Source organism: Candidatus Cloacimonadota bacterium (assembly GCA_019429305.1).
Lineage (GTDB): Bacteria > Cloacimonadota > Cloacimonadia > Cloacimonadales > JAJBBL01 > JAHYIR01.
Genome location: JAHYIR010000009.1, coordinates 1 through 14,527, shown reverse-complemented (window position 1 = coordinate 14,527; position 14,527 = coordinate 1). Strand labels below are relative to the sequence as shown.

At 37.5% G+C, this 14,527-nt stretch carries 10 protein-coding genes and 1 riboswitch; of the genes, 5 read left to right on the top strand and 5 right to left on the bottom strand.

Annotated elements, in window-relative coordinates; translation table 11 throughout:
• Nucleotides 1-14 precede the first annotated feature (14 nt).
• A complete protein-coding gene (locus K0B81_05350; GenBank protein ID MBW6516027.1) occupies nucleotides 15-1,004 on the top strand; it encodes a tetratricopeptide repeat protein in 990 nt (329 codons plus the stop codon).
• A gap of 8 nt (nucleotides 1,005-1,012) precedes the next feature.
• A complete protein-coding gene (locus tag K0B81_05345; GenBank protein MBW6516026.1) occupies nucleotides 1,013-1,696 on the top strand; it encodes a hypothetical protein in 684 nt (227 codons plus the stop codon).
• Nucleotides 1,697-1,998: 302 nt separating this feature from the next.
• Here the strand turns inward: K0B81_05345 and K0B81_05340 are convergent, their stop codons facing one another.
• The 5 genes from K0B81_05340 to K0B81_05320 all read right to left on the bottom strand — a co-directional run bounded on the left by K0B81_05340 (nucleotide 1,999) and on the right by K0B81_05320 (nucleotide 12,122).
• Nucleotides 1,999-2,445, bottom strand: a complete 447-nt coding sequence (locus K0B81_05340) for a septal ring lytic transglycosylase RlpA family protein (protein MBW6516025.1) — start codon at nucleotides 2,443-2,445, stop codon at nucleotides 1,999-2,001.
• A gap of 140 nt (nucleotides 2,446-2,585) precedes the next feature.
• The gene (locus K0B81_05335) at nucleotides 2,586-6,062 is read right to left on the bottom strand and encodes a T9SS type A sorting domain-containing protein (protein MBW6516024.1); all 3,477 of its coding nucleotides are present in this window, start codon (nucleotides 6,060-6,062) and stop codon (nucleotides 2,586-2,588) included.
• Nucleotides 6,063-6,083: 21 nt separating this feature from the next.
• Nucleotides 6,084-8,420 (bottom strand): T9SS type A sorting domain-containing protein, encoded by a 2,337-nt coding sequence (locus tag K0B81_05330; protein ID MBW6516023.1) that lies wholly within the window; start codon nucleotides 8,418-8,420, stop codon nucleotides 6,084-6,086.
• A 64-nt stretch (nucleotides 8,421-8,484) separates the two neighbouring features.
• Nucleotides 8,485-11,568, bottom strand: a complete 3,084-nt coding sequence (locus K0B81_05325; protein ID MBW6516022.1) for a T9SS type A sorting domain-containing protein — start codon at nucleotides 11,566-11,568, stop codon at nucleotides 8,485-8,487.
• A gap of 263 nt (nucleotides 11,569-11,831) precedes the next feature.
• Nucleotides 11,832-12,122, bottom strand: coding sequence for a hypothetical protein (locus K0B81_05320; GenBank protein ID MBW6516021.1), 291 nt, complete (start codon nucleotides 12,120-12,122; stop codon nucleotides 11,832-11,834).
• A 326-nt stretch (nucleotides 12,123-12,448) separates the two neighbouring features.
• Nucleotides 12,449-12,541, top strand: a riboswitch (TPP riboswitch).
• Between the two features lie 43 nt (nucleotides 12,542-12,584).
• Here K0B81_05320 and K0B81_05315 point away from each other — a divergent pair.
• The 3 genes from K0B81_05315 to K0B81_05305 form a co-directional block, all read left to right on the top strand.
• Nucleotides 12,585-13,367 carry a sulfide-dependent adenosine diphosphate thiazole synthase gene (locus tag K0B81_05315; protein MBW6516020.1) on the top strand — a complete coding sequence of 261 codons (783 nt, stop codon included), beginning with the start codon at nucleotides 12,585-12,587 and terminating at the stop codon, nucleotides 13,365-13,367.
• On the top strand, nucleotides 13,360-13,980 hold the full coding sequence (thiE, locus tag K0B81_05310) for a thiamine phosphate synthase (GenBank protein MBW6516019.1): 621 nt from the start codon (nucleotides 13,360-13,362) through the stop codon (nucleotides 13,978-13,980). Before K0B81_05315 ends, thiE begins: the two co-directional genes overlap by 8 nt.
• Nucleotides 13,981-13,983: 3 nt before the next feature.
• Nucleotides 13,984-14,527, top strand: a 544-nt coding sequence (locus tag K0B81_05305; GenBank protein MBW6516018.1) for a phosphomethylpyrimidine synthase ThiC, incomplete at its 3' end; no start/stop codon positions are given.

Below are 14,527 nucleotides of genomic sequence, written 5' to 3'. Positions count from 1 at the left end.
TACGGGAGGAGATAATGAAGTTACATATTCTAATATCATTATTCGTTGTGCTGTTATTAACATCTACATTTTTAACGGCTGATCCGGATAAGCCTTTAGAAAGACTCGGAAATGAAGCAGCTGTTGAAGCTGATTCTCTCTACAGTATGAATAGATTTAATGAAGCAGCAGCAAAATATGAGGAAGCTTTTGAATATTTCACCAGAGCAGAAGAGGAAGATAATATCCCTTTACAAGACAAGATTGGACAGATGTTAGCTAACATGCAAACTGCTTACTATCAAGCTCAGGACTACGAAAATACAATAAGAGCGATCAATAAACGGCTAACATTAGAACCACAAAATGATGTTTATGTTCGACAAATCGCCCAAATTTACGAACGGGATTTAAATAATCCGCAAAGAGCGATCGAAGCTTTAGAGAGTTTTGATAACAGAGTTCCTAATTTCGTGGTCAGGAGAACCCTTGGTCGTTTATATACATCTATAGAAGATGATGTTAATGCTCTTCATTGGTATAATAAGGCATTTGAGATCAGACAGGACGCTGATGTTCTGCAGAATGTTGCATTACTTCACTACCGTACAGGTAACCCTGAAGCAGCTATTGCTGCTTATGAAGACTTCATAGCCACTGAACCATCAGAGAGTATTTTAGTTAATATTTACCGTAATATGGGAAAATTCTATGAAGATACCGGAGATGAGTTGAAATCAATCGAGTATTATGAACGATCAAATCGTCTTAGATTTAACCGTGACATCACCCTGTTGCTCTTATCAAAATATTACGATCGGGGAGATTTTCTTAATGCTAATGAAAAAATTAATCAATTACTGAGAGATGATCCTCAAAATAGTAATGCTATTTACTACAGAGCTTTGATCCTTTTTGAAGAAGAAAGATTCTCTGAAGCCCGGACTGAATTCGCCAAAATTCAAAACGACAGACGGCTTGGAGCAACTGCCCGACGATATATTGAAAGTATCGATTCCATGTGAGCAGAACTATGAAGAAAATAATACTCATAATATGTTCAGTTGGCCTTCTCTTCTTCCTTACATCTTGTGATGAAAGAGAAGGTGTGAAACCGGTTATGGAGATATTGGTTGAAAATAATTATCTTTATGGCGAAGGAATTGACTGTGAGATCAATTACACAGATATAACATTCAAATTAGAAGGTACTCCCAGTTTTATCTCCGAAACAAAGATATTTATTGATTTTGATGAAAGCCAAGGTCTATTTGTCGGCGATGGAACTTCTCAATTTGTAATCACTAATACCCAAGGCATTGCTATTGGAAGATTTATAGCATATGAAACCGCACTTGGAGCAACCACCATATCGGCTTCAATGGAAGTTTTCCCTTCAGTGCGTGGTGAAGCAATTATATACTTACTTGATTTGCCGGGCATAGAAACTTTCGAAGCTGAAAGTACTACTCTTAGTCCCAATGGAGAAACAGAACTATTTATTCAGCTTGCAGATCAGTCTGGTTATATTGCTGATCTGACAATCAGTTTCTCTGCTACTGCGGGATCTTTTGAGTACAACAGTGTTCAAACAGATGAAAATGGCTTTGCTCATAATACTTATTATGCTGACGAGGAAATAACTATAGCTCTTATTACTGCGTCGTTAGATATCTGTCCTAATGTGAATGAGAATCTAACTATTACGATCAGGTAAAACAATTAACCACGGAGGCACAGAGGGCAAGGAAAGAAAAGACATTGTAGGGGCGGTTCACGAACCGCCCTTTTTAATGAATAGAACACGGATTTGACAGAAAAAGAGGATTGATACGGATATAAAATTTGGTTTTAGGTGTTAGGTTTTAGGGATTAGGGGAATAATTGCAATACAGTATCTTGCGGTGAAATCTCATTAATTAACGATACAGTGTCATCATGAGTGTTCTGCTATTTATTTCATACTAATAGTGGCAATGGTTCTCTCGTATTTATTGCCTCAAGTGATGAGGGGTCATGTTATTCAGGCATAGTCAGAATTTCAATAAGTAGCTCTTTCACCCCTCTATCAATCAATCCTATTCTCTGGGCAGCTCCTTGAGCTAAGTCGAGATCACGACCTTTCACAAAAGGTCCACGATCATTGACTCTGACTGTTACTGACTGGTCAGTAATAGGATTTGTAACTTTCAGTAAAGTATCAAAAGGGAGTTCTCTGTGTGCACATGTTAAACCATTCATATTGAATATTTCGCCATTAGCAGTTTGTTTCCCATGAAATTCTTCACCGTAATATGAAGTTAACCATCTAAATGTCGAACCTACACGGTATACTTCTCCCGAAGGTGGGAATGAATCAGTAGTTCTGGCAGTCTGGTAGTACCTGCTCCTAGGGGTTGTCCTCGTATTGGTAGTATATCTATCAGCCGGAACACAGGCAGATAATATCAGAATAATTAGTAACATAAATAACATCAATCTCACACGATACCTCTTTTTCACTTCTCAAGAATTTCCTTTTAAAAGAAAAAACAGATGTCACTGATATCTTGAAGAGGAATGTTATCCAAGAATATCAGCAACATCTGTATTAACATATATTTTCTTTACTTGATCAGGATCATACGACGTACTTCTGTTTCATCCGGAGTAGATAACCTATAGAGATAGACTCCACTACCTACACTTTTTCCTGAATGATCTGTTCCATTCCAGACAAATCTATGTAGTCCGAAATCTAATTCTCTATCAACGAGAGTTTTTACTTTCTGCCCGAGGATGTTGTAAACATCAAGAGTAACGAAGCTTCTATTGGGTAAAGAGAACTCAATAACTGTTTCGGGGTTGAAAGGATTCGGGTAATTTTGGAAGAGAGTTAATCCAAGATTGGGATTGATCAAATCATCTGTAGAATAATATTCGTCTGGTGCAGAAGTTGTAAAGCGTATAGCTAAACCTGCCTGTATTGGCGTAGCTGAAAGAGGATAATGATTAGCATAGGCATACTGTAAACCTACGAATCTGGTGTGGTTCATAATACCTGTTGTTGAATAATTACGGGTATGATTCTGGTTCCAGACAGTGTGATACTGAAAAATAATATCTCCATCATCATCAGCTTTAGGTTCAAGAATTACCTGTATCTTTTCCAAACCACTGGGTGTCAAATTAGCTACACTATAGGCATCTAACCAACTGATGATCATTCTGTTATTTATCTCATCATGATAGTAGGCAACTCGAAGCTCATTATCAACTTCATCTAAACCTTTCAAGTCGTCCCAGTAGGGGGCTATTATACCCTTAGGTACTATTGCTGATGGTATAGGCCAATTACGGAAATTAATTTCCTCAGTAGGGATGAATGTAATCCAACCGTTAGAACAGATAGAAATTTCATTATAATCGATACCATAATAGCGAAAAGTGAAAGGCATATCCATTGTCATAGTGCCATCATCCGGTAACCAGACAGCCGTTCCGGGTCCACCATTATCAGGATCAATATCAACCCAGTTATACAAAGGTGCTTGACTATAATCGGTATCATAACTGTCAAAGGCGTAATAGCCATAATAACATGGACCTGTAGGCGCTGTATTGGTTACTTCCCCTATTGTTGTGTTAATGAATGCGTAAGTAAACCTTCCATCAGCATCAAAAAAATTCAACTTAAAATATGCTTCTCTTCCAACATAGGTATCGTCATGAACTACTACTTCAAAGGAAAAAGTGCTTGATTCTCCAGCAGATATATCTCCTATATTGACCATATCTTCACTTATATATACAGCATCAGTATAAGGTTCTATAACTGTGCTGAGATTTAAAAGATCAGATATGCCATGATTACTAATTGTTACGTCAATAGTTGCTGTTTCTCCTGGGTCTAAAATACTATTAGGAGAGTTAATTACAAAACCATCAACTTCTATATGAATACCAACAACCAATACCTGTAATTTTGCGACATCACCAGTAGGTGAAATATTTAACGTAAATTGTAGCACTGTGTGATGAGGACAATTCCCTGCTATTTCAAACTCGAAGCTACCAGATGCAGTCCCTCCTGCACTAATATCTCCATAATTAACAGTCTCTTCTGTAATTGTGATAAAATCTTCAAAATTACTACTCAATGTGGCTGAAACATCAGCGACATTATTATTACTATAATTTTTGAGTGTAGTGTTAAGTGTAATAGTTTCACCGGGATAAATAGCCGTACCGGCAAAATCATATTCGAGTAATGTGATGTTATTTGAAGAAGTAATCTCAATCGTCTGTATTGTAGGCAAATAATTCTTAGCAGTAACCGTTAGAATGATATCTCCCTCTTCATCTGGATTAAGAGGAATAAAAGCATAATCATTTTCTATTCGGTGAGTAATAAAATTTTCTTCATCACGAGTTATCGTAACATATCCACCTGTTAAGTTAGGAGCATCAAATTCCAGATAGTTTGTCCCCTGATCAATTTGAGTAGGTAGTGTCAGATTCATATGATAAGGTATCAATTTCCATAAATTGAGCGACGGATCTGCCAGAGTATTGTAGACCCTGAAATAGAAATCAACCCAATCACCGGGATCCAGATTATTCGGGTAGCCATTATAAATTTCCATTTTACCCCTTAGAATAGCAGCTCCGAAAGATCTAATGCCTTCCCTTTGAATCCCCCAGTGATAACCGGAAGCAATCGCATTGTTATATTCAGTACTAGTATGAAGATCACTGGGACCAACAAAGCCAACTGCCCCGTTTGGAGTGGTTGGAGTACCCATGGTCATCCAATATTCACCAAAACATGGATTAACGTTAGAATTAATAAAGTCACCTGTATTACAAACGAATGATGATACAACTGGAGATTTTCTACCAGCATTAGTATTAGCTAAATGATTGATATGAAACAACGGATAATGCCACCCGTTTGCATCACCCCAACCTCGGTAGTTTATATATTGCCCGCTTCTATTGACAGCATCAATGACCGGCTGTGTCAATGATGATGAACCGGGATACCAGAAAACAGTATCTACTTCAGTATATCCACTCTCATAAAGTAACTCCACTAGCCACTTTGACATCAGAACCGGAGTAATAGGGATCGGTAAAGTTGATGCGTAATTGCCGGCAATTACAATTGCTCTTTCCATCCATTCGGTCTCATCCATGAATGGTTCTTTCTCATAAGCAACTGTTTTATTAACTATCGTTGCCAGCTGATAGCTGTTATTCACCGAGAAACGTCCAACCATTACTTCTGGGAAATAATCATCACCTTCAATCAATCCATAAGGCAGATCATTAGCATTATTAGCGGCCCCAGTGTAGAATGTCGGTATTGGTAATGAAGCTCCTGTTCGAGCACCACCAATCAAAAGTAAATACTCAGGTTTGTTATCAGTAGTTTGATAATAATTGATAACGTAATTCCTGATCATATTATTGGTTGGATTAGCACCAATATCTGTTCTGTTAACTACTGTGATTTCCATGCCTGTTGCTCTTTTCCATCTAATAAATGGTTCTAAAGTATTAGTTATCTGAGCGCTATCGTGACTAATGATCATCATTGCCGGTTGTTTGAAAGGTAGATTAACTAAATATGAAGAGTCAAAATTCAGAGCGAGTGATTTATAAACAGGATAAAATGCCTCACTAATCTCTTCTGGTATAGTTCTATTCCCAGTCCCGACAATGTTATAATTCAATTCTTCAATGACAGATTTAAAATTACTTTCTTCTTTTACCAGTTCTACTGCAGATGTAAACCCATACATCTCTCTCATAGTAAATTGATTAATTAATCGTACTCGGTCTGAATCAATTACACTATCCCTTTCGATCAAGTCACCATTACTATTATAAGTAGCAATTTGCATGCTATTTATCTCTATATGGGCATCTTCAGCCAATAAAGCTACTGTATGTGAAATTGTCTCTTCATTTATCTCTTCTCTATTTGTACTAATCTGGATATTTACAGAACTCTGTGAAGTTTGTATAATATCTTGATGGATAGCACTAAGAGAAAAGACCAATATTACTGATAATAACATTAATATATGTTTCAACATTTATCCTCCGGAATATCTAATCTATTTAATTAACACTGCTTTTTTTATGTCTTTATGTTTTCCATTAACGGAAAGACGGTAAAAGTAAACACCACTGGCGCGCTGTCCTGCTTCCCATACAATTTGTCCCTGCTTGATATCTTCATCGCTTAATCTAATATGATCAACCAAAGCCCCTTTGATATTAAATATTGTGATTTCAGCAGTTTCCAAATCAGGTTTGGTGATTGAGAAAGATATAACTGTTTGTGGATTAAAGGGATTGGGATAGTTTTGATTTAGTACGATCTTCGGAGATGGAACTTCCAAATCATCGGAATCGATGCTAGTTAATGAAGCATTTCCGGCTATGATCTTAAGGTCGTCTATTATCCAACCCGGATCAACTAACCGGCTATCAGGTGAATCGGAAGTTAACCTAAATCGTAGATAAAATTCTTCTCCGACTAATGGTTCTAAGGAAACATAAACAGGATGCCAGCAATCAAACTTACCTGAATTCTTATAGACAGTAATCCAATCTTCAGGATCTGCATAGAGATCAGGAGATGCTTGTACGTAAACAAAATCATGATCCCATTCAGTATATAAATGCTGCCAGAAAATCAGATAAGGGGTCTGATAATAAGGTGGTATATAAGAAATCAAATTTATTGGAAAATTGGTTGTTATATAAGTATCAGTGTTTGGTGCATAGAAGTTCTTGCCACCATCCCAACTGTCAGTCATTGCTAAACCGGACATTGAATTTTCGCTGATAGTCTGCCACGGACCATCTATAATCCAGAGACAACAACCCGTGTCCCAGTCTTCCATAAAAATCAAGTGTTCTTCACTTAAGTTGATCTCGATATCATGATGCCCCGGTTCCAGATAAATCGTTCCAATATATGGATAAGCGCCGTCGGCAGTGATCAAAATCCTTCTTTCACCTGCATAAGTATCATATATAAAGGAACCATCTTCAACTATTATTTTGTGATCTTCTATATCAGTCAGAATAATTTCTGCATCTACTGGGTTATTTTCCATAAGAACTGTTCCGGTAAAAACAGTTTCTGCTTTTTTGACTAGATCAATGTTGAGGATTCTCCAAGCGGAATTATTAACAGCCACACCTTCAATTATCTGTGTTTCATAACCCTCTTTTCTAATAGTTACTGTATATATACCAGCAAGCAATGGTCGCCAATACCTGCCGTAAAGTTGATCACTCATTCGTGGAGTGAGAAATCTACCATGATGTTGTTCGATGATAACCTCTGCTTGTAATGGCTGGTTTGTTGTTGCATCTCGAATATGACCGGTTAACATAGGACTTTGTGATAAATAACCATTAAGGGCACGATTGAAGAGCCATCTTTGACCTTTTTTTGCTTCTGAAACGATTGACAACATCTGTGCTTCACTTTGTGGTTGGATATTAGATGTACCACATTCTACCAAGAGCTGAATTGTGCCATATTCTTTATAAAACCAGTCATGAGCATTACCTGTTCTTCCTAACGAAGGTAGATTTTCATAGAATAATGAACTCCCATATTTCCTTATCTGGCTAGCTACCCCTTGCCCAATTGATTGTGCTAAGTAATAATCGGGTGATGGACGAACATTATACCAATCATAAGAATAAAAGACCTTTTCAGAGAAATTGCCGGTTCTGGAAGAATGCCAGACTATAGAGTAAACGAAATGTTGTTGGTCAAGCAGGTTTAGTAATGCTTCAATCTCTCCCTCTGACATCGGATATGGGCCTCGATAATAGTCAAATGGTTCATTGCCTCCTGGATGATATAATGTATCTCCATGCACCCAGTTAAAATCAAAATTCCTATTGAGATCTACACCATCAATATCTTGTCCTATACCGGGCACATAATCAAAAATCCCGTTGCCGTTGTTGTCGCGTTTATTCTTACGATATGTAACATCCCAGTCATCCATAACAACCTGTAATCCTTCAGGATTGAGAGTTGGGATAAACCAAAGTTCCAGATCTGATAACCATTGACTATAGGGTGGTGCCATACGATATTGAAGTATCTCTTCAATATGATACATTATGACCTCAATTCCCAAAATCTCTTCTGCATGTACCTGCCCAATTATTAAAATTGCCGGTTTATCTTCGTTTACTTGTACATTTGATGACACTTTAACAGCGTAGATTGGTATATCGTCTTCTTGTGAATAACCTATTTGTTGCACCATGACCGTATCCGGATAGATATCTTGCCAGAGAAAGAGTTTATCGAGGATATCATCATACCGATGGTAAAAATCAGGTATAGGCAGATATTGTGCTCCTAAAGCGCTGCTTAGTATAATGATTAACATTATAAAAAATATTCTATGCAAAACATATCTCCTTTAAAGTTTTTTATTAGAGAGGTAGAGGTTACTCTACCTCTCTTTCTCAATTCTATTTCAATAAGAGCATTTTTCTTACTTGGCTAATGTTATCACTCTCCATTTTGTAGAAATAAACACCACTACCGACAGCTTTGTTACTATTATCAGTCCCTGACCAAACAAGCTGGTAACTACCGCGAGCCAAATACTCGTTGTCAATGAGTGTTTTTACTAATTGTCCCTTTAGGTTATAGATCTTTAATGAGACATAATCGTTACGAGCTAAATCGAAAGAGATATTCGTTTCCGGATTAAAAGGATTAGGATAATTAGCGTAAAGCTGCAGATGATCAGTTGGTTTGATAGTTATTTCATCAGTATTGGAAAAAGTTGCATCTATTTTTTGCGCATATAAACCTTTGATGTCCTCTTTTCCGCTTGATCTAAGGTCTGACCAAACAACGAAACCAAATTGATTATCAAATGGTACGATCTTAGCCATAATCTGTCTCTTCTCAGCATCACAGAGAGTTTCACCATCGACAGCCCATAAAAGATCGCCATTCTGCGCATTTGCTAATTGGATGAATAGATCAGATCCAATCTCGCCATAATTATTCTCCCAGGCAATAAGCAGATTATCACCTATCTTAGCCATATTTGGATTGTCTTGCTCAAACTGATTACTAACGACAAATGGTGAGGGATCTCCCCATTGCGAATTACTGTTTAGATCAAATTTCTGCATTGCCACATCTTGAGCTCCCGGATCTAATCGGGCATCACGCCAACTGAGATAGAAATATCCATCATCATATTCGATACTTATTATTGATTGATCGTTATCATAATCGATAAGAGGAATACCATTCTCTTGCCACTGAACCTGACCATTTTCATTTATCAGCTGACCGTAAATACTGGATGTACCACCTCTGTTATCTTCCCATACTATCAATAGACCTTCAGGAGTTAAGACAGATTTGGATAATCTTCTATTAGAAGGAGCAGTGCAGATCAGGTTTCCATAGTCATCCCAACCGTCAGCTACTGTTCCATCTTCATTCAATCTTTTAACATAAAGATCAGCTCCACCACCTCTAAACCAAACAAAATATCTTTCCGTTACGCTTTCTAAGAAATGATTAACTGGTGATCCAGTCTGATAAGCAATTGTAATGCCTTCATCATCCCATACTCTCTGTCCGTTAACTATACGTTGTGCCTTAATGTTCCGAATAAAGCCCCCTAACTGATCTGTTTCATCCCAAGCAACAATATATCCGCCATTTCCGTCATAGGATATTCTTGGGACATTAGGGTAGGCCTGAGAAAAATTAAAATCTAAAGTCGAAGGTCGTACTCCAAAGTCACCCCATAAAAGGTTACCATTGGCATCAATTGCTTGGACATAAACCAGATCAAACTCTTCCGGTTGTTCAGTCCAAGTTAGCGCTAATCCACCCTCGTGGTAAGGTATAACTCGAAACGAGGTTTGATGAGTTCCAGAATGCCCATCAACAATCGAAATTCCGTTCTCTTCAAAAAGTGCATTACCAGAACTATCGATCTTCTGGACTTTGATCTGATTGCCAAAATTTGCATAACGCGAATCTTCCCAGATAACATAAACATAATCTCCACTGTGTACTGCTACATGTTCTGTAGCATCACCACTTAACCCCCAATACACCGGAATTCCATTATCCTGTAGCACAGCATTCCCTGCCAGATCATAAGCTTGATAGTAGATTCCAATAGATCCTGTCCGCATATCACCCCAAACAACGATGATATTATCACCAATTGGTTTAATCAGAGGCGCAAAAGTTTCTCCGGGAACCTGAGCAACTGGTCGACCATTTTCTTCCCAAGAAATATCGCCATCAACAGTAACATGCTGCATATAAATATCTACTTCAGGATGACCGATTCCTCTGGCATCATCCCAGACAACATAACAACCACCGGTTGCATCCCCTTCAATACGGGGATTTTTTTGGTTATTCTCATCAGTCACTATGACCATAGGTCTCTGACCCCATAAGAAATCGCCGTTAATATCAAGTTTTTGAATAGCTAGATCTGATGATCCTTCAGCCCAATCTTCCCAGACAACAATAAAATTACCATCTGCAGAGGCAGCAACTCGGGGGTTTACTTGCAGATAAAAATCCGGGTTGATACCAATTGCATCACCATTCCATAAAAAATTTCCGGCGATATCAATAGCTTTTACATATATATTCCTGTTCCCATTTATAGCATCTGTATAGGCAAAACCAAAAGCATTTGCTCCAAAGGGAGACATTCTTACACTTTGCTGTTCCTGATTACCGGTTGCTAAAGGATAAGACCACGCTATTTCTCCATCAGATAAAACTCTTAAAACATATATATCTTCAATTCCTGAATCTTGATTAACATAAGCCAGGATTGCTCCACCCTGTCCGTCTTCCCAGAAGGTATGATTTTGCTGGTTACCGGGTCCGGAAGCCAATGCCAGTCCATTCTCCGGCCAGCCTGGATAATTATTACCATCACTATCTATGTGAACTCCATATATATCAATCGTTCCTGAACGTTGATCTTGCCATATAATGTAAGCTCCACCGTCATTATCGGGAACTATGTTTAATGATATCTGTACTCCGTCAGCTAAACATAACGGAACACTCTCATCCCATAGTAGTTCTCCCTGTGGATTAATCTTCTGCGCAAATACTCCACCATTAACCGAATCGAAATGAAAATCTATCCAAGCAATAATCGCATTGCCATCACTGGTTTTGATCACTACAGGGTCTTCTTGCCTATCATCTTTACCGTCAACCATAACTCCCGATGGACCCCAAAGTACTCCAGTTTCGTCTACTGCTTGTGCCCAAAGGTCTCTTCCTCCATATCTGGTGTCTGACCAGACATAGATGACAGTTCCATTGTCCAAAACTGCTGATGCTCTGGACCATTCAATATTTACACCTTGCCTGATAGGAATACCGTTCTCATCCCACATGAATGGTGGTGTTGCTAATATAAAACTTACTGTCAATAATGTTAACATTAATATCAACATTGGTTTCATCTTCATAATCTTATTTCCTCCGTTATCTATTTCTAAACTATTTTCTCTTACCTTAACCAAAATCTTCATTCAACAATAATGAACTTTTCATGTCTGTTATCTATCAGTAATATAGACAGAATGACCCTATAAATCAATTTTTGACCCTCTGTTAGTATCAAAACGAATTGTCTTATATCTTGTTCTTACGAGTCTCTCGAACCGCTAATTATTCCTTGTATTATGTCACTGCAATGTCTATATAACCATTTATTTATCAAATCATTCTTATTTGAAGCAATTAATCTTCCAAATCGATAGTAAAAATTTTTAGTGGTTATATTGCTAAGCCATCAATGTTTAAGCTTGGACTTAGCTTCCTTTATCCCCTTTTTCAAAGCACTCCATGATTCATCAATACCATGCTTTAATTCATTCCAGGAATCTTCTCCAGATTCCTGGATATCAGCTATTTTGCTTTTAATTGTTTCGATACTTTTCTTTACATCTTGTATCTTGGATTCATATTTTGACTTAGCATCTTCACTCACATGTTTAGCTTTTTCTTCTAATTTACTAATCTTATCATTAAACTTATCAATCTGAACCTTCGCCTTCTTTACATAAGCATCTCTCTTACTCATTTTTTCCTCCACATTAATTTTTGTTTAAGCTTCTAACTTATTGCCTATCTTAATAATATATCACATTTTTTCTTTAAGTCAAGATATCTTTAAAGATCATATACACAACGCAGGGTTCAAAGATATCTAGTCTGTATAATATATTAACTATTGTCTTCTAATGTATGTTTATTCCCAGTTTCTAAATAAATGGTAGATATCTGGCTTTTATCAATGTCTCTGATGGCTAAAGTAACGCTTGATCAAGAAGCTTCAACTTTAAAGTTGGTCGACAAAAAAGGACTTGACAGTTGTTTCGCTTATTTGTTTTAATTTTGCAGAAAATGATTCTGATTCAGGGGTGCCTATTTATTGGCTGAGAAAATACCCTCGAACCTGATCCGGGTAATGCTGGCGTAGGAAGTAGAAAAAACCTCAAAACTTACTAGCATTACCCTCCTAAAAAAAGAAATTGGAGGAGTAATGGAAAAAAGAGTATCACTAGGAATTATCGAATCTTATTTTAATAAGCTTAAAATCCATCTGGATAATGATGTAGTAGTTGCCGGTGGAGGACCTTCGGGACTAATCGCTGCCAAGATATTAGCAGAAAAGGGTTACAAAGTAGCTCTCTTTGAGAAGAAATTAGCGCCCGGAGGTGGTATGTGGGGCGGGGCAATGATGTTCAACGAGATCATCATTCAACGTTCTGCTATTCATTTATTGGCAGAGATTGGAGTTTCTCATCATAATTTAACAGATGATTTATGCACCATTGATTCTGTAGAAGCTACATCTGCTCTAATTTATCAAGCTATCAAAGCTGGAGCAACTTTATTCAACTGCATCTCGATTGAAGATGTTATACTTAAAACTGATAGAGTTCATGGTGTCGTGATTAACTGGACACCAGTAAATCTGCAAAATATGCATGTCGATCCTTTAATGATCTCTGCTAAAGTTACTTTAGACAGTACCGGACATCCGTCAGAAGTCGTGCAACATCTGGAAAGGAAGAATGATATTAAACTTAAAACACTCACTGGAAAGATATTGGGAGAACACTCCCTTGATGTTGCAGAAGGTGAGAGTGGAACAGTCAAAAATAGCGGTTGTGTTTACCCCGGTTTATATGTTAGTGGAATGGCTGCCAATAATGTTCATGGTCAGAGCCGCATGGGTCCTATTTTTGGTGGAATGCTCTTGTCAGGTTGTAAAGTAGCAGAACTCATTGATAAAGAACTGCAAGGGCGAAAAAATGTCTGATTTCGGACTTTATATCATTATCTCTGACCCGGTACTTCCCTATGATAAAATAGCAGAAATCTGTGTCGAAGAAGAGATAGAAATGCTCCAGTTAAGAGCAAAGAAACTCTCTGATCAAGAGGTCTTATCTATCGGTAATACCATAAATAGTATCATCCAAGATTCAAAGACAAAGCTAATCATAAATGATAGACCGGATTTAGCAATGTTAATTGGAGCAGATGGTTATCATCTCGGACAGGACGATCTATCACTGCAAGATGGAGAAAAGCTCTATCCTAATGCTAAAATCAGAGGGTTATCAACTCATAATCTACAGCAAGTCAATACAGCGATATTAAATAAACCCGATTATATTGGTTTTGGACCTATCTATGCTACTCCGACAAAAGAAAATCCTGATCCTGTAGTAGGAACAGAAAAGTTAAGAAGTATTATATCTCTCGTTAACATGCCTGTTGTTGCCATAGGCGGCATAGATGAAAGCAATATTGAAAAGGTATTACAGACAGGTGTCAAGAATATCGCTATGGTTCGTTATTTTATGCAATCGCATAATTTAAAAGATAAAATTCAGAGAATAAAAGCAATCTGTGAACAATACTGGAGGTAAAAAATGACTCAAAAACAGTATGCAAAACAAGGCAAGATCACTGATGAAATGCATGAAGCAGCAAGATATGATAATGTCACTCCACAATTCATCAGAGAAGGATTAGAAATGGGATCAATAGTTATCCCGAAGAATATATATCACAAATTCCCGGCTAGAGCAATTGGTAAAGGTTTGAGTACAAAAATAAACGCAAATTTGGGAACTTCTGAAGTTAGATGTAATCTCAAGGAAGAAATCGAAAAACTACATATCGCTTTTAAATATGGCACTGACAGCGTTATGGACCTATCCACGGGAGGTAATCTGGAACATATCCGAAAAACTCTACTCAAAGAATCTCCGATCATGTTTGGTACTGTCCCGATCTACTCCGTTATCTATGAATTACTGTGCCAGGGCAAAGAGATCACCGATATGACCAAAGATTTGCTCTTTCGTGAAATAGAAAAGCAAACTGAAGCAGGAGTAGATTTCATCACTGTTCATTGTGGAGTTACTAAGGAGACTATTCGACATTTAGAGAGATCAGAAAGAGTATTAGGTA